The organism is Amycolatopsis sp. NPDC005003 (assembly GCF_053600695.1).
Map to the genome: position 1 here is coordinate 17114 of NZ_JBSGAI010000055.1, position 18618 is coordinate 35731.

Annotated in this window: 18 protein-coding genes, 3 tRNA genes and 1 pseudogene; 6 read left to right on the plus strand and 16 right to left on the minus strand. The window is 70.3% G+C overall.

Translation table 11 applies throughout. The features are described from left to right. Nucleotides 1-55: 55 nt before the first annotated feature. Nucleotides 56-1495 (plus strand): NADP-dependent phosphogluconate dehydrogenase, encoded by a 1440-nt coding sequence (gndA, locus tag ACWED2_RS41355; protein WP_449695972.1) that lies wholly within the window; start codon nt 56-58, stop codon nt 1493-1495. 96 nt (nt 1496-1591) lie between these two features. On the opposite strand, the gene ACWED2_RS41360 is transcribed toward gndA, so the two are convergent. From ACWED2_RS41360 to ACWED2_RS41385, 6 genes are read right to left on the minus strand one after another with little or no spacing between them, the layout of a single operon-like run. Then, on the minus strand, nt 1592-2329 hold the full coding sequence (locus tag ACWED2_RS41360) for a Clp protease N-terminal domain-containing protein (protein WP_449695973.1): 738 nt from the start codon (nt 2327-2329) through the stop codon (nt 1592-1594). Between the two features lie 52 nt (nt 2330-2381). Then, entirely contained in the window at nt 2382-3551 is a 1170-nt protein-coding gene (locus ACWED2_RS41365) for a 4-hydroxybenzoate 3-monooxygenase (protein WP_449695974.1), read from the minus strand. Continuing rightward, nucleotides 3551-4765, minus strand: coding sequence for an NAD(P)/FAD-dependent oxidoreductase (locus ACWED2_RS41370; RefSeq protein WP_449695975.1), 1215 nt, complete (start codon nt 4763-4765; stop codon nt 3551-3553). Before ACWED2_RS41370 ends, ACWED2_RS41365 begins: the two co-directional genes overlap by 1 nt. 56 nt (nt 4766-4821) lie before the next feature. Then, nucleotides 4822-5604, minus strand: coding sequence for an IclR family transcriptional regulator (locus ACWED2_RS41375; RefSeq protein ID WP_449695976.1), 783 nt, complete (start codon nt 5602-5604; stop codon nt 4822-4824). Beyond that, nucleotides 5601-5921: an NIPSNAP family protein gene (locus ACWED2_RS41380; protein ID WP_364279429.1), complete on the minus strand. Its 321-nt coding sequence runs from the start codon at nt 5919-5921 to the stop codon at nt 5601-5603. Before ACWED2_RS41380 ends, ACWED2_RS41375 begins: the two co-directional genes overlap by 4 nt. Continuing rightward, nucleotides 5921-7060: a 5-methyltetrahydropteroyltriglutamate--homocysteine S-methyltransferase gene (locus ACWED2_RS41385; RefSeq protein ID WP_449695977.1), complete on the minus strand. Its 1140-nt coding sequence runs from the start codon at nt 7058-7060 to the stop codon at nt 5921-5923. Before ACWED2_RS41385 ends, ACWED2_RS41380 begins: the two co-directional genes overlap by 1 nt. A gap of 133 nt (nt 7061-7193) precedes the next feature. Here ACWED2_RS41385 and ACWED2_RS41390 point away from each other — a divergent pair, with 133 nt between their 5' ends. Further along, nucleotides 7194-8507, plus strand: a complete 1314-nt coding sequence (locus tag ACWED2_RS41390; RefSeq protein WP_449695978.1) for a nucleobase:cation symporter-2 family protein — start codon at nt 7194-7196, stop codon at nt 8505-8507. On the opposite strand, the gene ACWED2_RS41395 is transcribed toward ACWED2_RS41390, so the two are convergent. After that, nucleotides 8494-9033 carry a TetR/AcrR family transcriptional regulator C-terminal ligand-binding domain-containing protein gene (locus ACWED2_RS41395; protein ID WP_449695979.1) on the minus strand — a complete coding sequence of 180 codons (540 nt, stop codon included), beginning with the start codon at nt 9031-9033 and terminating at the stop codon, nt 8494-8496. The two genes, ACWED2_RS41390 and ACWED2_RS41395, sit on opposite strands and share 14 nt — an antisense overlap. A gap of 87 nt (nt 9034-9120) precedes the next feature. Between ACWED2_RS41395 and ACWED2_RS41400 the strand changes: the two genes are divergently transcribed. After that, nucleotides 9121-9567: a pyridoxamine 5'-phosphate oxidase family protein gene (locus ACWED2_RS41400; protein ID WP_449695980.1), complete on the plus strand. Its 447-nt coding sequence runs from the start codon at nt 9121-9123 to the stop codon at nt 9565-9567. On the opposite strand, the gene ACWED2_RS41405 is transcribed toward ACWED2_RS41400, so the two are convergent. Further along, nucleotides 9568-10110 carry a hypothetical protein gene (locus ACWED2_RS41405; protein WP_449695981.1) on the minus strand — a complete coding sequence of 181 codons (543 nt, stop codon included), beginning with the start codon at nt 10108-10110 and terminating at the stop codon, nt 9568-9570. It lies immediately after the preceding gene. Between the two features lie 168 nt (nt 10111-10278). On the opposite strand from ACWED2_RS41405, the gene ACWED2_RS41410 reads away from it, so the two are divergent. After that, on the plus strand, nt 10279-11007 hold the full coding sequence (locus ACWED2_RS41410; RefSeq protein ID WP_449695982.1) for a rhomboid-like protein: 729 nt from the start codon (nt 10279-10281) through the stop codon (nt 11005-11007). A 65-nt stretch (nt 11008-11072) separates the two neighbouring features. Next, entirely contained in the window at nt 11073-13394 is a 2322-nt protein-coding gene (locus ACWED2_RS41415) for a sensor domain-containing protein (protein WP_449695983.1), read from the plus strand. 83 nt (nt 13395-13477) lie between these two features. Here the strand turns inward: ACWED2_RS41415 and ACWED2_RS41420 are convergent. The 7 genes and pseudogenes from ACWED2_RS41420 to ACWED2_RS41450 form a co-directional block, all read right to left on the minus strand. Beyond that, nucleotides 13478-14178, minus strand: a pseudogene (locus ACWED2_RS41420) (arylamine N-acetyltransferase family protein); the annotation flags it as partial. Between the two features lie 33 nt (nt 14179-14211). Next, on the minus strand, nt 14212-14562 hold the full coding sequence (locus ACWED2_RS41425) for a YciI family protein (RefSeq protein ID WP_449695984.1): 351 nt from the start codon (nt 14560-14562) through the stop codon (nt 14212-14214). 290 nt (nt 14563-14852) lie between these two features. Further along, nucleotides 14853-14926, minus strand: a tRNA-Phe gene (locus ACWED2_RS41430). Between the two features lie 31 nt (nt 14927-14957). Beyond that, a tRNA-Asp gene (locus ACWED2_RS41435) sits at nt 14958-15031 on the minus strand. A 21-nt stretch (nt 15032-15052) separates the two neighbouring features. Next, nucleotides 15053-15125: transfer RNA gene (locus ACWED2_RS41440), tRNA-Glu, on the minus strand. Nucleotides 15126-15242: 117 nt separating this feature from the next. Next, a complete protein-coding gene (locus ACWED2_RS41445; protein ID WP_449695985.1) occupies nt 15243-16010 on the minus strand; it encodes an SCO6745 family protein in 768 nt (255 codons plus the stop codon). A 151-nt stretch (nt 16011-16161) separates the two neighbouring features. Beyond that, nucleotides 16162-16416, minus strand: a complete 255-nt coding sequence (locus tag ACWED2_RS41450) for a hypothetical protein (protein WP_086838175.1) — start codon at nt 16414-16416, stop codon at nt 16162-16164. 1168 nt (nt 16417-17584) lie between these two features. Between ACWED2_RS41450 and ACWED2_RS41455 the strand changes: the two genes are divergently transcribed. Further along, nucleotides 17585-18028 carry a hypothetical protein gene (locus ACWED2_RS41455; protein ID WP_449695986.1) on the plus strand — a complete coding sequence of 148 codons (444 nt, stop codon included), beginning with the start codon at nt 17585-17587 and terminating at the stop codon, nt 18026-18028. Between the two features lie 151 nt (nt 18029-18179). Here the strand turns inward: ACWED2_RS41455 and ACWED2_RS41460 are convergent, their stop codons facing one another. Further along, the gene (locus ACWED2_RS41460) at nt 18180-18383 is read right to left on the minus strand and encodes a cold-shock protein (RefSeq protein ID WP_003097368.1); all 204 of its coding nucleotides are present in this window, start codon (nt 18381-18383) and stop codon (nt 18180-18182) included. Nucleotides 18384-18618: the final 235 nt, after the last annotated feature.

Consider the following 18618-nt stretch of genomic DNA (forward strand, 5'->3'; position numbering starts at 1 on the left):
AGGCGTCGATCGGACTAGGGTCTGAATCGAGAGAGACTTCGGAAGAAGGATGCGGATGAGCAAGAAGGCGAGCATCGGGGTCACCGGCCTGGCGGTCATGGGCCGCAACCTGGCCCGCAACCTGGCCCGGCACGGTCACACGGTGGCCCTGCACAACCGGTCCGAGGAGCGGACCCGCGCGCTGGTGGACCAGTTCGGCGACGAGGGCGACTTCATCCCGGCGTACTCCGCGCAGGAGTTCGTCGACGCGCTGGAGCGGCCGCGGCAGGTCGTGATCATGGTCAAGGCGGGCGGTCCGACGGACGCCGTCATCGAAGAGTTCGCGCCGTTGCTCGAAGAGGGCGACGTGATCATCGACGCCGGCAACGCGCACTTCGCCGACACGCGCCGCCGCGAGAAAGCGCTGCGCGAGCGTGGGCTGCACTTCGTCGGCAGCGGTGTCTCGGGCGGCGAGGAAGGCGCGCTGCACGGGCCGAGCATCATGCCCGGCGGCTCGAAGGAGTCGTACGAGTCGCTCGGCCCGCTGTTCGAGGACATCTCGGCGAAGGTCGACGGCGAGCCGTGCTGCACGCACATCGGCGCGGACGGCGCCGGCCACTTCGTGAAGATGGTGCACAACGGCATCGAGTACGCCGACATGCAGCTGATCGCGGAGTCGTTCGACCTGCTGCGGCACGCGGGTGGCTACGCGCCCGCCGAGATCGCCGACGTGTTCCGCACGTGGAACACCGGGCGGCTCGACTCCTACCTGATCGAGATCACCGCCGAGGTGCTCGCGCACGTCGACAAGTCGTCCGGCAAGCCGTTCGTCGACGTCGTCGAGGACGCCGCCGAGCAGAAGGGCACCGGCCGCTGGACCGTGCAGATCGGCCTCGACCTGGGTGTCCCGATCTCGGGCATCGCCGAAGCCGTCTTCGCGCGCTCGCTGTCCGGGTCCAAGTCGCTGCGCGCGGCGGCCCGCGGGCTCGGCGGTCCGTCGGCGGCGCCGCTTTCCGGGGCTTCGCTGGAGCGCTTCGCCGACGACGTCGAGCAGGCGCTGTACGCCTCGAAGGTGGTCGCGTACGCGCAGGGCTTCAACCAGATCCAGGCCGGCGCGACGGAGTACGGCTGGGACATCGACCTCGGCAAGGTCGCCTCGATCTGGCGCGGCGGCTGCATCATCCGCGCGAAGTTCCTCAACGACATCACCGCGGCCTACGCCGAGGAGCCCGAACTGCCGACGCTGCTCACCTCGGGCGGCTTCCGCAAGGCCGTCGAGGACGCGCAGGACTCGTGGCGCTCGGTGATCTCGACGGCGGTCAAGCTCGGCATCCCGACGCCGGGCTTCTCGACGGCGCTGGCCTACTACGACGGCCTCCGCGCGGACCGGCTGCCGGCCGCGCTGGTCCAGGGCCAGCGGGACTTCTTCGGCGCCCACACCTACCGCCGGGTGGACCGCGAAGGCTCGTTCCACACGGCCTGGGCCGCCGACGGCCGCCCGGAGTCCGACGCCTGACGATTCGCTGCTCTGACCGGGAAGACCCCCTGGTCCCACCCGGTCAGAGCAGCGTCACCAGCAGCAGCGCGAGCAGCACGGCCGCCAGCAGGAGCCTCACTGCCCCCGGGCGGCGAGGAGTTCCGCCAGCACCTCCAGGATCTTGGCCTCGGCCTTGTCCTTCTTGATGCCCAGGCCGTCGAGCACCTCGAAGCCGGTGCCTTCGCCCTGTTCCAGCAGCGCCAGCAGCATGTGCTCGGTGCCGATGTAGTTGTGCCCCAGACGCAGCCCCTCGCGCATGGTCAGCTCGAGGGCCTTCTTGGCCGCCCCGGAGAACGGGACCACGTTCGGCGCCGGGTCGACCGGCTCGGGCAGCCGCGCCTCGGCGGCTTCGCGGACGGCGTCCAGCTGCACGCCCTGGGCCAGGATCGCCCCGGCCGCCAGCGCGGCGGGTTCGGTGAGGAGGCCCAGCACGATGTGCACGGTGTCGATCTCCGGGCTGGCGTGCTCGGCGGCCGCCTTCTGGGCTTCGACGACGACGTGCCGGGCCCGGTCGGTGTAGCGGCCGTAGACGCGCTCGATGGTGCCGCCGGCGTCGCCGCCGGGATCCACCTTCGGCACGAACCGCTTCTGGGCGGCCTGTTTCGTGACGCCCATGCTGGCGCCGATGTCGGTCCAGGACGCGCCCGACCGCCGGGCCTGGTCGACGAAGTGCCCGATCAGGTGGTCGGCCACTTCGCCGAGGTGCTGACCCACGTGCACCGCGTCGGTCAGCTGGGCGAGGGCGTCCTTCTCGTTGTTGCTCTTGATGGCGTTGATGAGGTCGTCGAGCTTGATGTTGGTCGGCAGGGTCATGTCGTCAACTGTAGGTTGACGACCATTGCGCGTCAACCACGAGTTGACGATCTCAGGCGAACGGCAACCCCACGTAGTTTTCGGCCAGACTGGTCGCCGCTGCGCGCGACGACGTCGTGTAGCGCAATTGCGACAGCTGCAGCTGCCGCGCGAAGCCGTCGGCGTGCGGGTCGGTGTGCAGCATCGTCGTCATGAACCAGGAGAAGTGCTCCGCCCGCCACACCCGGCGCAGGCAGGTGTCCGAGTAGGCCGCGGCGAGGGATTCGTCGCCGCGCAGCAGCGCTTCCAGGGCCCGCGCCAGCACGCGGACGTCGGCGATGGCCAGGTTCATGCCCTTCGCGCCGGTCGGCGGGACGATGTGCGCGGCATCGCCGGCCAGGAACAGCCGCCCGTGCCGCAGCGGCTCGGCGACGAAGCTGCGCATCGGCGTGATGCCCTTGTCGAGGATCGGGCCTTCGCGCAGGGTGAAGTCACCCCCGACCTCGAGCCGCGCGGTGAGCTCGGCCCAGATCCGGTCGTCGGACCAGTTCGCCAGGTCGTCGTGGGGATCGACCTGGAGGTAGAGCCGGGTGATCTCCGGGGTCCGCATGCTGTGCAGCGCGAACCCGCGTTCGTGGTGGACGTAGATGAGCTCGTGGTGCGACGGCGGCGTCCGCGCCAGGACACCCAGCCACGCGAACGGGTACTCGCGCTCGTACACCGTCAGACTGTCCGCAATGGACGGACGGGAGACGCCGTGGAAGCCGTCGCAGCCCGCGATGGCGTCGCACTCGATGGTCTGCGCGTTGCCTTCGCTGTCGCGGTAAGCCACCCGCGGCCGGCGAGTGTCCACATCGGACAACTCAACGTTCGAAACCTCGTACGAGATCGGGTATCCGCGGGCCTCGTGCGCGTCGATGAGGTCCTTGACGATCTCCTGCTGCCCGTAGACGGTGATACGGCGACCGGTCAGCTCGGTGAGCGCGATCCGGTGGTCGGCGCGGTCGAACCGCAGCGACAACCCCTCGTGCGGCATGCCTTCGGCGGCCAGCCGCTCGCCGAGCCCCAGCGACGTCAGCAGCTCGACGGTCGGCTGCTCGCAGACCCCGGCCCGCACCCGCTGCCGGACGTACTCGCGGTCACGCGCTTCCAGGACCACGCAGTCGATCCCGGCTTCGTGGAGGAGGAACGACAGCAGCAGCCCGGCCGGCCCGGCGCCGATGACCGCGACCTGCGTGCGCATCACGCCGCTCGCGACTTCAGGTGCGCCTTGAGGTCGAAGGCGCTCGCTTCGAGGTCGGCGTACGCGGGCTTCGGCTCGGCGGTGAACAGGCGGCGCGCGGCGATGTGGTCGGCGGGCCGGTTCACCGACTCGACGGCGATGAGGACGTCGTCGCGGAAGGACAGCACGGAGAACCTGCCCTCGGCCGGGTCGCCCGCGACCACCGTCCGGTCGGCGCCCGCGAGGATCCCGGCGATCTGCAGCTTGGCGCCCGCCTGGTCGGTCCAGAACCAGGGCAGGCTGGCGTACGGCTCGGCCGTTCCGGTGATCGCCGAGGCCACGCACCGGGCCTGGTCGACGGCGTTCTGCACGGACTCCAGCCGGGTCTCGGCGCCCGCCTGCACGCACGGGAAGTTGGCGCAGTCGCCGATGGCGAAGATCCGCTCGTCCGCCGTGCGCAGGTGCGCGTCGACGACGACGCCGTTGCGCACCGGCAGCCCGGCGGCCTCGGCGAGCGACGTCTCGGGCACCACCCCGACGGCGACGACGACCAGGTCGGCGGGCAGCCGGGTGCCGTCGGTCAGTTCGGCCTCCCGCACCCGCGACTCGCCGTGCAGGGCCGCGACCCCCTGGCCGAGCAGCACCGTGTGCCCGGCGTTGCGGTGCAGGTCGGCGAAGTACGCGGAGATCTCCGGGGTCGCGACGCGGTTGAGCAGGCGGTCCTGCATCTCGACGATCGTCATCGGGCGGCCGGCGTGCGAGGCGAACTCGAGCCCGATGAATCCCCCACCGGCCACGACGACGTTTTCGGCCTGCTCGAGGGACTCCCGCAGCCGGTCGGCGTCGTCGCGGGTGCGCAGGGTCAGCACGCCCTCCAGGTCCGCGCCGGGCACGGGCAGCGTCCGGTTGCGGGCGCCGGTGGCCAGGACGAGGAAGTCGTAGTCCAGCTCGCGGCCGTCTTCGAGGCTCACCTTCCGCGCCGCGCGGTCGATGCTTCTCACCCGGCCTTCGACCAGCTCGATGTCCTTCTCGGCGAAGAAGTCCGCACCACGCAGGTGCAGCTGTTCGAGCCCGGCTGTCCCGGCCAGGTAGGCCTTCGACAGCGGCGGCCGCTGGTACGGCACGCCCGGCTCGTCCCCGACCAGCACGACCCGGCCGCCGAAGCCCCGGTCCCGCAGCGAAGCCACGGCCTGGAACCCGCTCTGACCTGCACCGATGACGAGCACGGTGGTCATTCCTTCTCCTCACCCATCCGGCGGACCTCGATCTCATCCGACCACAACGGGCGCGGTCAGTCGAGGCGTGGTTCCCGGGACGGCCGCGGCGCGCCGAGCACCCGCGAGATCCCCCGCGCGGCGGCCCGCACGGCCGGGACCAGCGTCCGCGGATCGGTCCCCTCGGCCGGGACGACCACGGAAATGGCGGCCACGACGTCGTCCGTGGCGTCGCGGACCGGGGCGGCCACGGACAGGGCGATGAGCTCGATCTGCCCGTCGCTGATCGCGTAGCCGTCCCGGCGCACGTCGGCGAGGACCCGCCGCAGCCGCGCGGCCGAGCCGATGGTCTTGGGCGTGAACGTCTTGAGCGGGCCGGCGAGGACTTCCTCCTGGGCCTCGGCGGGGGCGTACGCGAGGAGCACCTGGCCGACGCCGGTCGCGTGCGCGGGCAGCCGCCCGCCGACGCGGGTCAGGACGTTGACAGCACCCCGGCCGGAGATGCGCTCGACGTAGACGACCTCGGTCTTGTCGAGCACGGCGAGCTGCACGTTCTGGTGCGTGGCCTCGTAGAGGTCCTCCAGGAACGGCATCGCGCTCTCCCGCAGCTCCGCGCCGTGCGGGGCAAGGGAAGCGACTTCCCACAGCCACAGCCCGACGCGGAAGGCGCCGGTCTCGTCGCGCACGAGCGCCCCGCGCCGGACGAGCTCTCCGGCGAGCCGGTGCGTGGTCGACAGCGGCAGCCCGGCGCGGCGGCTGAGCTCGGACAGCGTGAGCCGCGGCCGCTCGGCGGTGAAGGCGCCCAGGAGGTCGAGGACGCGATCCACCACCGACGGCGGCCGCTGCGCGCTGTGTCTCACCCCTCTTCGTCGTCCGGGAGCAACGGGCGCATGAACGTCCGGCGGTACCGGACCACGCACCCGCTCTCCTCGCGGATCTTGTCCGCCTCGATGAAGTCCGGGTCGACGCCGAACAGCGTCCGGTAGCGCTCGTACGCCGCCAGGCTCTCGAAGCTGAACAACGCCCGGGCCTCGTCGCTCGCCCCCTCCGCCGGCAGGAAGTAGCCGTGGTGGACGCCGCCTTCGCGCTGCACCAGCCGCATCCACGCGGCGGCGAAGCGTTCGAAGTCGGGCAGTTTCGCGGGGTCGATGACGTAGTCGACGACGCACGTGATCATCAGTGGCCGCCCCAGACGCGGTCGGCCGTGGCGACGATCAGCTCCAGTTTGCGCAGCTGGTCGTCCGGGGTCAGGTCGTTGCCCTCCTCGGTCGAGGAGAACCCGCACTGCGGCGACAGGCAGAGCCGGTCGATGTCGACGTACTGCGACGCCTCTTCGATCCGCCGCACCAGGACGTCCGGGTCCTCCAGCTCCGGCCGCTTGGTCGTGACCAGGCCGAGCACCACCTTCTTGTCCTTCGGCACGAACCGCAGCGGCTCGAAGCCGCCGGAACGCTCGTCGTCGTACTCCAGGAAGAAGCCGTCGACGGCGAGCTCGCCGAACAGCGCCTCGGCGACGAACTCGTAGCTCCCCTCGGCGGCCCACGACGAGCGGAAGTTGCCGCGGCACAGGTGCGTGGTCACCGTGAGGTCCTCGGGGCGGCCGTCCAGCGCCGCGTTCATCGTCGCGATGTTGCGCAGGTGCTGGGTGTCCGGGTCGCCGCCCATCCGCGCGACCAGCTCGCGCTGCGCCGGGTCGTTCAGGTAGGCGAGGCTGGTGTCGTCGAGCTGCAGGTACCGGCAGCCGAGCTCGTGCACCGCGGCGACCTGCCGGCTGTAGGCCGCGCTGAGGTCGGCGAAGAACTCCTCGAGGTCCGGGTAGACGCTCTCGCTGACCGCGGCCCGGCCGCCGCGGTAGTAGACCATGCTCGGCGACGGGATGGTCAGCTTCGGCGTCACGCCCGGGTCCACATGGGACTGCAGGAACCGGAAGTGGTCGGCGAAGATCGGCTCGTCGAGCCGCACCTTGCCGTCGACCTGCAGCCCGGGCGGGCTGAACTCGAGGTCGCCCGCCAGGTTGTGGAACTTGACGTGCAGCCGCTGGTCGCTCTTCGAGATGCCGCCGAGCGAGTAGATGAAGTCCATGTGCCACGACGCGCGCCGGAACTCGCCGTCGGTCGCCGAGCTCAGCCCGGCCGCCTTCTGCATCTTGATCACGTCGCGGATCGCGTCGTCCTCGACCGCGCGGAGCTGCTCCGCGCCGATCTCACCGCTTTCGTGCCGCCGTCGCGCGTCGCGCAGCACCGGGGGCCGGAGCAGGCTCCCCACGTGATCGGCGCGAAACGGCGGGCCCACCTGGGAAATGCCACCCGAAGTCATGCACCGATGGTCACACATTCCCGGCCGTTGCGCCGCCCCCCGGAACATGATCATCGCGCCCGGGACTTGCTACCGTCACCGGCACGGCGTCGGCTGTGACACCGACCAGGCTGCTGCACCAGGGGGCCCGTTCATGACGAAACACCCGGTCGACCAGGGCCTGCCCGCCGGGCGGCTGACGTTGCTCGGCCTGCAGCACATGTCGATCATGTACGCCGGCTCGGTCGCGGTGCCGCTGATCGTCGGCAGCGCGCTCAAGCTGGACCCGGCGACCATCGGGCTGCTGGTGAACGCCGACCTGCTGGTCGCGGGCATCGCGACGCTCATACAGGCGGTCGGCATCGGGCGGCTCCTCGGCATCCGGCTGCCGGTGGTGGCGGGCGCGACGTTCAGCGTCGTCAACCCGATGATCCTCATCGCGTCGCAGTACGGCCTGCCGGCGGTCTACGGCGCGATGCTCGCCTCGGGCGTGTTCGGGCTGCTGATCGCGAAGCCGTTCGCGAAGATGATCCGTTTCTTCCCGCCGCTGGTCTCCGGGACGCTGCTGCTGGTCATCGGCGTCTCGCTGGTCGGCCCCGGCGCGGCGATGATCGCCGGGCACGACCCGGCGTCACCGGACTACGCGGCGCCGTCGCACATCGCGCTGGCGCTCGGCGTGATCGCGCTGGTCGTGCTGTTCACCCGGGTGCTGCGGGGGTTCGCGAACCAGATCGGGCCGCTGCTGGCGCTCGTCATCGGCCTGGTCGCGGCGATCCCGATGGGCCTGGTGCACTGGGACGGCATCGGCGCGGCGGGCTGGTTCGGCCTCGCGGCGCCGTTCCACTTCGGCGCACCGGAGTTCCCGCTCGCCGCGGTGCTGTCGATGTGCGTCGTCATGCTCGTGACGTTCACCGAGTCGACGGCCGACCTGATCGCCGTCGGCGAGATCACCGGGCGGCCGCCGACCGACGCGGACCTCGCGCGCGGCCTGGCCACCGACGGCGTCTCGGCGGTGCTCGGCGGCGTGATGAACTCCTTCCCCGACACGGCGTTCGCGCAGAACGTCGGGCTGGTGCAGATGACCGGCGTACGCAGCCGCTGGGTGGTCGCGGTGACCGGCGGCGTGCTGGCCCTGATGGGCCTGGTGCCGAAGATCGGCGCGTTCATCGCGGCCATCCCGGAGCCGGTGGTCGGCGGGGTCGCGGTGGTGATGTTCGCGATGGTCGCCGCGGTCGGCGTGCAGAACCTCAAGAAGGTGGAGTTCTCCGGCAACCACAACACCTTCGTCGTCGCGGTGGCGCTCGGCGTCGGGCTGCTCCCGGCGTTCGTGCCGGACTTCTTCAAGCACTTCCCGCCGTGGCTGCAGACGATCTTCGGCAGCTCGATCACGGTGACGGCGATCCTGGCGTTCGCGCTGAACCTGCTGTTCAACCACCTCGGACGGCGGGCCGCGCTCAAAGCGTCGTGAGCAGCCGTTCGACGAGCTTGGCCCCGACGCCCGGCTCGACCGGGAGGCGGAACAGCACGCGCAGGTAGAGCGGGGCCAGGACGTAGTCGAGCACCTCGTCGACCGTCGGCACCGGCTCGCCGCGGGCCGCGGCCCGGTCGAGGGTGGCCTGCAGGTCGTCACCGCGGGCCCGGAGGTACTCGAGCGGCTCCTCGTCCGTGCGCAGGGTGGCGACTAGCGCGCGGAGCAGGATTTGGCCACGCCGGTCGCCCATCGCGCGTTCGACGCCTTCGGCCCAGCCGAGCAGGTCGCCGCGCAGCGAACCGGTGTCCGGGATCGGGGACGTGGAACGCAGGCGCGTGACCGCGGCGTCGAGCAGCAGCGCGTCGCGGCTGCCCCAGCGTCGGTAGATGCTCGTCGGGTTCACGCCCGCCTGTTCGGCGATCTTCGGGATCGCCGCGTTGATCTCGCCGATGGCGAGCAGCTCGACGACGGCGTCGTGCACCGCGTCGCGGACGCGGGCGCTGCGGCCACCGGGTCGGGTCATGGGCTCATCTTAAAGCAAAGCCACTTGCTTTTGCGCTCCGGCGCGGTCTAGTCTTAAGTCAAATCGAATGGCTTTAAGGAGGCGGGGATGGCCCGCAAGATGACCACGGACGCGCGCGAAGCGTTCCTCGCCCAGCCGCAGGTCGGCGTGCTCAGCGTCGCGGCCGAGCCTGGGCGGGCCCCGCTGACCACGCCGATCTGGTACCGCTACGAGCCGGGCGGTGACGTCGTCGTGATGACGTCACCCGGCTCGCGGAAGACCCGCCTGATCGAGGCGGCCGGCCGGTTCGCGCTGTGCGTCCAGCAGCAGGACGGCGTGTACAAGTACGTCTCGGTCGAAGGCCCGGTCGTGAAGACGTGGCCGATGACGAAGACGGAGCGCCACGAGATGGCGGCCCGCTACCTGCCGCCGGGCGTGAGCGAGGCCTACACGGACGCGACCGACGAGACCCACGAGCGCAACATCGCGATCGTGATGCGCCCGGAGCGCTGGAACACCAGGGACTTCAGCGACATCGCGGAGCAGCTGGCCTGATCACCAGCAGATGACCAGGAAGCACGTCGTCGTCCGGGTCGGGGTCGGGGTCGGGGTCGGAGCCGGCCGGGGGCCGCCGGACGACGGTGGGTTCCCGGTCGGTGTCACCGTGGGGGTGCCCGAGGCCGAAGGGACAGCGCCGGACGGTGTCGTGGTCGGGGCCGCGGTGGCGCTGGAGCCGGTCTCGGTGGCCGGGTTGCGGCCCGGCACCTCGGTGACGGTGCCCCGGTGCTCGTTCGACGCCGTGACGACGTCGCCGCCGGTGCCGCCACCGATCCCGCCTTCGGAGGGCGAATCCGTGGCCTGGTCGGCGCCGCCCAGCCCGGTGGTGCGCTGCGGGAACGGGATGACCTGGATCTGGTCGACCGGGGAGGCGTCCTCACGGTGGCTGCCGCCGAAGGCGACCAGCGCCGCGGCGGCACCACAGCCCACGATGACGGCGAGCATCACCGCGACCACTCGCCAGCGCGACTGGCCGGGTCCCGGACGGTCACCCCAGCCCTCGCGCACGAGCAGCTCGGCGACCGATACCTCCTCGTTCACCCGATAGACCTTCCCGAGAGGCCTTTCGGCCGACATCGTGCCGGTATTCTTACCGTAAAAGCCCCCCGAACGGGTGAAGTAGCGGCAAAAATTCGTCACGTAATGCAAGTTTTGACGGTGAGTGACATCCACAGCGTTTTCTAAGCTGACGCTCGTGATACTCCCAGCATGACCACCGAAGCTCGGTCCATGCTGCTGAAAGCCGAACGGCCGATCCCCTCGATCGCCGTTGCGCGCCGCCGTGGCCTGTGGTCGCTGTTCCGGTACGTCCCCAACCCGAAGACGACCCCGTTCACCTTCGGCTATCTGCTCGTCCTGCTGACCACCACACTGGTGCTCGAGTTCGCCGACCCGGCGCTGACGGACCGGCTGCTCCGGCTGTCCAGCACCGACGCCCACAACCTGTGGCGGCGGCCGCTGACCTCGCTGCTCAGCAGCGCGATTTGGCTGCCCGGGGAAAACTGGTTCGCCTACGCCCTGATCTTCGCGGTCGCCGTCGCCCCGCTGGAGCGCCGGTTCGGCGTCCGCCGCACGGCACTGGTGTTCTTCTCCGGCCACATCGTCGCCACGCTCGCCACCGAGCTGCCGGTGATGGCCCTGATCAACGCGCACGTGCTGCCCAGCTCGGCCGGGCACTGGCTCGACATCGGCGTCAGCTACGGCTTCTTCACCACCGCCGGCGCGCTGGTGTTCTTCCTGCCCGGCCGCGGGCGCCTGCTCGCGCTGCTCGCGCTGGAGTCGTTCATCGCGGTGATCTGGCTGAGCGACGACCCGGCGAGCCTGGATTCGCTGGTCACGCTGCTCGGCCACGCGTTCGCCGCGCACTTCGGGCTGCTGGTCTGCGGACCGTGGCTGCGCGAGCGCATCCGCAGGCCGGCCCCGGATTCCGCCGGGTAGGCAGCGGCCGGAGTCGGTGGTGTAATCGACGAGCCACACGCCGACTTCACGGGGGACGCACGCACATGCAGGCCGACTCGCTCGCCGAACTGGTGGAGCTGAGTCCGGACGCGATCTGCGTGCACGAGCACGGCGTGCTCACCTACGCCAACCGCGCGGCCCTCGAAACCTTCGCCGCGTGCTCCGCCGAGGAGGTCGTCGGGCGCCGGTTCACCGACTTCGTCGCCGAGGAGGCGCAGGCCGCGGTGATCGAAAAGCTCGCCCGGCTGACGGAGCCGGGGCAGGCGAGCGAGCCCGTCGAGGCGCTGATGTCCCGGCTGGACGGCAGCAAGTTCGCGGTCGAGACGGTGCTGGTGCGCCTCGGCGACGACGCGTACCAGGTCGTCATGCGCGACATCACGGCGAAGAAGGCGGCCGCCGACGCCCTCCGCTACCAGGCCGCACTGGTGTCGCACGTCAGCGACGCGCTGATCGCGACCACCGGCGACGGGGTCGTGACCAGCTGGAACCCGGCCGCCGAGGGGGTCTACGGCTGGACCGCGGCCGAAGCCGTCGGGCGGCGGGCGAGCGAGCTGGTCGGCGCGCCGCTCGACCTGCCGGCCATCCGGCGCGGCGGCGGCGTCGCGGAGGCGGTGCACCGGCGGCGGGACGGCGCTCCCCTGGCCGTCCGGGTCTCGGCAGCTGAGATGAACGACGGTTACGTACTCGTCTGCGCCGACGAAACCGCGCGGCGGCGGGCCGAGCAGAACTACCGCACGGTCGTCGCGTCCCTCGACGAAGGCGTGCTCGTGATGGGCGCCGGCGGGCTGATCGAAGCGGCCAACCCGGCGGCCTGCCGGATCCTCGGCGTCGCCGAAGCCGACCTGATCGGCGTCCCGTGCCACACGCTGACGCTGTTCACCGAGTCCGGGCAGTGGATCCCGCCGGACGAGATGCCGTCGGTGCAGACCCGGCGGACCGGTGTCACGCACAACGGCCTGGTCGTCCGCCTGCGCCGGCCGGACGGCCGCGACGTCTGGGTGTCGCTGACCTCGCGGCTGCTCGACCCGGACGACCCGGCGGTGACAGCCGTCGTGACGTCGTTCACCGACATCACCGAGACCCGCGCGATCAGCGCGCAGCTCGCCCACGACGCCACCCACGATCCGCTGACCAGGCTGGCGAATCGGACCCTCGTGCTCGGCCGGCTCGACGTCCGCGAGCGCGGCGCGGTCACCGTGCTGTTCCTCGACCTGGACAAGTTCAAGGTCATCAACGACTCGCTCGGGCACTCGGTCGGCGACCAGGTGCTGCGGATCGTCGGGGAACGCCTGCGCCGCAGCTCGGGCCGCGACGACCTGGTCGGCCGGCTCGGCGGCGACGAGTTCGTCGTCGTCACCGCCGAGGTCACCGACCCGGCCGAGGTCCGGGCGCTGGCCGAGCACCTGCGGGCCGCGCTGGCCGAGCCGATCGGCGTCCTCGGCAGGCAGCTGCACCTCGACGCGAGCATCGGCGTGGTGCTCGTCGGCCGCGACGACCGCCGCAGCGCCGAGGACCTGCTTCGCGACGCGGATGTCGCGATGTACCAGGCGAAAGCGCTCGGCCGGGGCCGCCACCACGTCTTCGACGTCGGGCTGCGCGAGCGGATGCAGCGGCGGCTGCGGATGGAGCAGGACCTGCGCGACGCGGTCCACGACGACCAGCTCTGGCCCGCCTACCAGCCGGTGGTCGACCTGCGGACCGGCGAGATGGTCGCGGTGGAGGCACTGCTGCGGTGGACGCACCCCCGGCAAGGCCCGATTTCGCCGGCGGAGTTCATCCCGCTCGCCGAGGAGAGCGACCTGATCAACGTGATCGGCAAGCAGATGCTGCGCGCGACGACCCGCGAACTGGCCGGGCGGCGTGCGCGGCAGGGCTTGGACCTGACGCTGAAGGTGAACCTGTCCACCCGCCAGCTCGACGACCCGCACCTGGTGCCCGCGGTCCAGGACGCGCTGGCGGTCACCGGGCTGCCGGCCGGCGCGCTGTGCCTGGAGGTCACCGAAAGCGCGTTGATGCGCGACCAGGAAGCGGCCGCGGAAGTGCTGGCGTCCCTGCGGTCCTTGGGTGTGCTGCTGGCGATCGACGATTTCGGCACCGGTTATTCGTCGCTCGCGCAGCTGCGCCGGCTGACGCTGGACACGCTGAAGATCGACCGCTCGTTCATCACGGGGATCGCCGAGTCGCGGGACGCGGAGGCGATCGTCACGAGCATCATCGCGATGGCCCACGCGGTGGACCTGACGGTGATCGCCGAGGGCGTCGAGTCGGCGGAGCAGCTGGAGCTGCTCCGCGCGCTCGGCTGCGACCAGGCGCAGGGCTACCACCTCGGCCGTCCGGTGCCGGCGGCCGAGCTGTTCGGTCAGTAGATCTGCTTCAGCCGCTCCAGTTCGTCCGCCGTCAGCTCGATGCCGAGGTCCTTGAGCGTGACGTCGAGCTCCTCGGGCGCGACGGTGGTGGTTTCGCTGCTGCCGTCGGGTTTTTCGACGGTGAGGTCCCGGCCGAGGAGCTTGCGGCTGACGCCGGGCTCGATCCGCATGACCACCAGCCGCCCGGTGAACGGCGACTTCGGGTGTGTCGACGTGTAGTGGTGGTAGACCTCGTAGTCGATGGGGTGCATTTCGTTGAGGCGGAATTCGAGGATGTCCTCGTCGCCCTTCTGCAACGTCCACCACTCGCCGTTTCGCCTGATGCGGTGCGGCCACCCGGCTTGGTCGACTTCGTGGCCGTCGAAGAGCGGCATGGGTCGAGGATCCCGGCGCCGAAGCCGACGTCGGCGAGGAACTGCTTCCCGTCGACGTCGACGAGGAGCGTCATGTGCGTGTAGGGCCCGGGCCGCCGCGGTTGGACGCGCGCGGAAAGCCGGTGCACGGTGTAGCCGAGCTGCTCGAGGACGGCGGCGAAGAGGCCACTCTGTTCGTAGCAGTAGCCGCCCCGCCGCCGTCCGACGAGTTTCGCGCTCACGACGTCGAGCGAAATCCCTTGGTGCTGCCCGAGAACGACGTCGACGTTCTCGAACGGGATCGCGGCGACGTGGGCCCGCATGAGTTCTCTGAGCGCGGCTTCGGACGGCGCCCGCCGCGGCTGCCCGACACGCGCGAGGTAGGCGTCGAGATCGACGGCGCCGATGCCCCATTCCCCTTCGGTGGTCATGGGTCCATGGTGGACCCTCGACCTCGCTGGAGGTCAACCTTCGTGGACGACCTTCCGCACCTCGACAGCGGTGTACTGGGCGTCGGGGATCTTGGCGGCCAGTTCGACGGCGCGGGCCTCGCTTTCGACGTCGACGACGTAGTAGCCGCAGAGGAAGGACTCGGCTTCGACGAAGCCACCCTCCTTGGTTTGGACCACCCCGTTCTTGACCTGGATCGTCTTGGTCTCGGCGGCTTCGGCGAGCGCCTTGGTCTCGACCATCTCGCCGGACTCGGTGACGAGCTTGATGAAGTCCCCGTGCCCCTCGAAGACGCCGTTCTTCTGGTCGTCGGTGAGGGTGCCCCAGAGCGTGGGGTTCATGTGGAGGGTGAGGAGGTAACGCATGTCTCGGCTCCCGGTGTTCGGGTGGCGGCCCCGGGTGGGCTGCCTTTCGCCGGTGGGTCGGAGCTGGGTCCCCGGTCCGGACACGGGTCCTCGCGGTTCACTCGTTCGGCCTAACCGACCACTCGTCGGCGAGCATGTGGAGCCGCTACGAACTCGCGGAGCACCAGACCCGCCGTGCAACCCGCGTGCAACCAGCGACAGCCAACGGCCGTCAACAACGGTCATGGCCAAGATCGGCTCCGGACACAAGAAAGCCGCCTTGACCTGGGTCAAGACGGCTTCTTCGGGTGTGGCCAGGGCCGGGGTCGAACCGGCGACCTTCCGCTTTTCAGGCGGACGCTCGTACCAACTGAGCTACCTGGCCGGGAACGCCGGCGAGGAGCCGAACGATCTTGCGACCCTGACGGGACTCGAACCCGCGACCTTCGCCGTGACAGGGCGACGCGCTAACCAACTGCGCCACAGGGCCTTGCTTTACTACAGTACTGCGTACTCCCAACGGGATTCGAACCCGCGTTGCCGCCTTGAAAGGGCGGAGTCCTAGGCCGCTGAACGATGGGAGCCCGGCCGGTTTCGGGTGACCGACCGACCGCGCTCTCAGGTTCCCCTGGGAGCGATTACAAGCATAGGGCACGCCGCCACCGCTTTGCACCGGGGGTTCCTTAAGCCCCCGGCGAGGCTCAGACCTGCACAAACGTCGCCAGATCCGCCAGGCGGCGATCGAGCTCCGCCTGCTCCGGCTCGGACAGCGCCGACGCCAGCAGTTCGCCGACGCGATCATCGGTCAGGGCTTCGGCGCGCCGCCAGCGGTCGCGCAGGTCCGGCTTGCGCTCCGCCGACGCGACCAGCTCGCCGGCCGCGTCCTCCGGCCACGCCGTGCGCAGCAGGCGCGCGCGTCCGCCCTCCGGGTCCGCGACCACCGCCTCGGGGACCGACAGGCCCACCGCCCGCAGGGCCGCGAAGTGGAGGCCGCCGCGCAGCTCGCGGAAGACCATCAGTGCGAAACCGAGGCGCTCGACGTCACCCTCGGGACGCTCTGCGTTCTTCCAGCCCGCGAACAACGCCAGCCCGCTGGCGTCCGCGGCGTCGACCACGCGGAACAGCAACTCCGCCAAGCGGCCGGGCTCCGGTACGACCGAAAGGCTGACGCGCGACCACCGAGCCGATGACTCGGCGTAGGCACGAACCGCGGCGGGCGCGTCCAGGGCCGCCGTCGCCGGCGGCAGGACGAACTCGAAGAGCCAGTGCGGGAAGATGCCGAACAGCTCCGCGGCCACCTTCGGCGGGACGTCGCCCAGCACCGCCGACCGCCCCCGCACGTACAGCGAACGCGGCGGCAGCCCCACCTCCGCCTCCACCGCGGCCAGCTCCGGCGAGGTCATGAACTTCCCGCCGAGCACCTGCACCACCGGCCGGATCCGGTTCGCCACACCCTCGGTCGTCGTCACGTCGGTCCCCTTTCGACACCGCAACCGTAACACTGTTACGAAACCGGCGTCAAACACCAGCCGACAACCTGGCAATCACTCGCCGAAAACAACCACAACCTGCGGAAATATCACCGGAGAGGGCCCGGCGCCACACACCGGACCCACCCGCTCACCGCTGGACCGGCGCCTGCCCGTCCTCATCCAAGTTCAGCCCCAGCATCTCCAGCAACTGAACACAGTCCTCAACCCCCAGCGCACCGTTCGCGACCGCCAGCCGAGCCCGCCGAACCTGATCATCCGACACCCGCTGCGCATCCGCCGCCCCACTCCGCTGCGCCGGCAGCGCCCCGGCAAACGGCGCACTCCCCCCATCGGCACCTTCGTACCGAAGGAGGAACTGCCGCACTTCAACAGACCCGCTCATAGCCCCTCCACACGGCTCACAACAACTTGGCCGCGAGGCTAACCAGCAGCAGCCACCACACACAGCCCCCCGGAGAGTGAACCTGAGGCCACGCTCCGCTCAACGCAGCGCAATCGGCAACACCAGAGAAGAACCCCACCCGAACGAACGTCACCCCCACCCCGATGTGACACCACCCGGGGAAATTTCCCGCTCTCCACTCGCCCAACCACCCAACTCGTGCAACAATCGAAGAGCTGACACACCCCCGGTCAGCGCCTGTGGAGATCCCCTCCGACCCCCGCGTTCCTCCCCCTGGCGCGGGGGTCCTCCATTTCTTGGGCCGCTTCGGGCTTCGCCCTTCGCCTGGCCCATTCATTTCGGTGTGCTGACCCGGGGGGCCGAGCCCCCCGGACCCCCCACGGTGCCTTGCGCTCGGCCTGGGAGCGTGGCTGGTTTGTTCGCTTCGGGCGCTGCGCGCCCTTGCGAGTCTGGCTGCCTTTGGAGGGGACCCGCGGCTCTCCCAGCCCCGGTCGCGTGCGGCTCCGCCTTCCTCTCGCCCGCCGGCGTACGGCTTCGCCTCACCCCTCGCTCCACCCCTACGTGCGGCTCCGCCTTCCCCTCACCCGCCGGCGCACGGCTTCGCCTCACGCCGCTCTCCACCCCTGCGTGCGGCTCCGCCTCCTTCGCTACCTCGACGTGCGGCTCCGCCTCCCCTCCGCCGTCCCTGCGGCGGCTCCGCCCCCTTCCCCTCGCCCCCGACGTCCGGCTCCGCCTCCCTCCTCCCGCCCCGGCGTGCGGCTTCGCCTCCTCGAATCCCTTGCCGACCTGCGGCTCGGCCGGAACTGTCGGTGCCTGCCGGTAATGTGGAAACTGGGGGGGCGCCCCCGCGGGCGGGACTCGTCAGCCTCGGACAGGGAGGCCGCCGCCCCTTCGTCTCCCCCGGTTCTCACTTCCCCCTCGCGCCAGGCCTCAGCTCTCGCCGTGTCTCGGTGGCTGGCTTTTGGCTCGCCTGCTTTGGCCGTGTGATCCGCAAGGCTTGATCGACCCCGTCTGTTAGTGGGGGGTTGCTTTCCGTTGTGGGGCATTGGGCTGATTGGGTAGGGATTGGGCTTAATGGGGAATGTTGGGGGCGTGTTGTAGCTCACAGTGGTTTGTGTGGCGAGATCTAAACGTTATCGTGGCCAGCGTGCCTCTTCCCTCCCTTGGCCGCTTGAGCAGCCGCACGAACCTGAAAGCCGCCGCGTCTTCTGGGCGTCATCGTGGTGCCGCGAAGCCTGCGGACGACGGTGTTGTCGAGGACACTGAGCTCACGTCCTACCTCGCCGCGCTGGCGCCCGAGAACGATCTGGAAAGCACCGGGTCCGGCAAGCGGTTCGGTGAAGCGCAGGTCTACCAGCTGCGGATGAGCCTCGTGGCCAGCCAGCAGCTCAAGGACATCGCCGCCGAGCGGCAGATCTCGCCGCAGGCGCTCGCCCAGGAATGGATCCTCGAGCGGCTCAACTGGGAGGGGCAGGCCTCCTCCGTCCACGACCAGCGGCAGCAGGCCGGCGCCGACGAGGTCAGCGACCTCACCGACGAGTTCCACTTCCCCGCCGACGCCTTCGACGCGCCGGCCGTTGCGCGGCACTGAAGCAGGCGCCGCCGCACCAGGCGCAGATCCGAGCGCTGACTCAGGCGCCACCCCCAGAACCCATGAGAAAGGGCCCCCGGCTGCTGCCGGGGGCCCTTCGCTCAGGCCTTAAGACGCGCAAAAGGGCCTGTGAGGCTTGTTCAGCCTCGTCTCAGATCGCGCGGACCTTCTGGGCCTGCGGACCCTTCTGGCCCTGGCCGACCTCGAACTCCACCCGCTGGTTCTCCTCGAGGGTGCGGAAGCCGCGACCCTCGATCTCCGAGTAGTGAACGAACACGTCGCCTTCGCCGCCGTCCTGCGCGATGAAGCCGAAGCCCTTCTCCGCGTTGAACCACTTCACAGTGCCTTGCGCCACCGCTGTACTCCTCGTTACACAGATCCGCTTCGAATGCCACCGAAGCGGCACCCCGACCGTCCCGGGCGGTTCCAACGAGTCGAGTCAAGAGCGTGTCAGCTCCATGGCTCGCGTCAGAAGTTCCGCGAGTGTGAAGCCACTAACACGCAAAACGACGGCCTGAGAGCAGACTACCGGGATCTGGCCAAAGTTGAACCCCGTGATCGAGGCGAAAACCGGCTCTGCGCACCAAGGT

Coding starts and splice junctions, on each gene's coding strand:
- gndA (WP_449695972.1), top strand. CDS start 56: ATGAGCAAGAAGGCGAGCATCGGGGTCACCGGCCTGGCGGTCATGGGC.
- ACWED2_RS41360 (WP_449695973.1), bottom strand. CDS start 2,329: ATGACCCTGCCGACCAACATCAAGCTCGACGACCTCATCAACGCCATC.
- ACWED2_RS41365 (WP_449695974.1), bottom strand. CDS start 3,551: ATGCGCACGCAGGTCGCGGTCATCGGCGCCGGGCCGGCCGGGCTGCTG.
- ACWED2_RS41370 (WP_449695975.1), bottom strand. CDS start 4,765: ATGACCACCGTGCTCGTCATCGGTGCAGGTCAGAGCGGGTTCCAGGCC.
- ACWED2_RS41380 (WP_364279429.1), bottom strand. CDS start 5,921: ATGATCACGTGCGTCGTCGACTACGTCATCGACCCCGCGAAACTGCCC.
- ACWED2_RS41385 (WP_449695977.1), bottom strand. CDS start 7,060: ATGACTTCGGGTGGCATTTCCCAGGTGGGCCCGCCGTTTCGCGCCGAT.
- ACWED2_RS41390 (WP_449695978.1), top strand. CDS start 7,194: ATGACGAAACACCCGGTCGACCAGGGCCTGCCCGCCGGGCGGCTGACG.
- ACWED2_RS41395 (WP_449695979.1), bottom strand. CDS start 9,033: ATGACCCGACCCGGTGGCCGCAGCGCCCGCGTCCGCGACGCGGTGCAC.
- ACWED2_RS41400 (WP_449695980.1), top strand. CDS start 9,121: ATGGCCCGCAAGATGACCACGGACGCGCGCGAAGCGTTCCTCGCCCAG.
- ACWED2_RS41410 (WP_449695982.1), top strand. CDS start 10,279: ATGACCACCGAAGCTCGGTCCATGCTGCTGAAAGCCGAACGGCCGATC.
- ACWED2_RS41415 (WP_449695983.1), top strand. CDS start 11,073: ATGCAGGCCGACTCGCTCGCCGAACTGGTGGAGCTGAGTCCGGACGCG.
- ACWED2_RS41425 (WP_449695984.1), bottom strand. CDS start 14,562: ATGCGTTACCTCCTCACCCTCCACATGAACCCCACGCTCTGGGGCACC.
- ACWED2_RS41450 (WP_086838175.1), bottom strand. CDS start 16,416: ATGAGCGGGTCTGTTGAAGTGCGGCAGTTCCTCCTTCGGTACGAAGGT.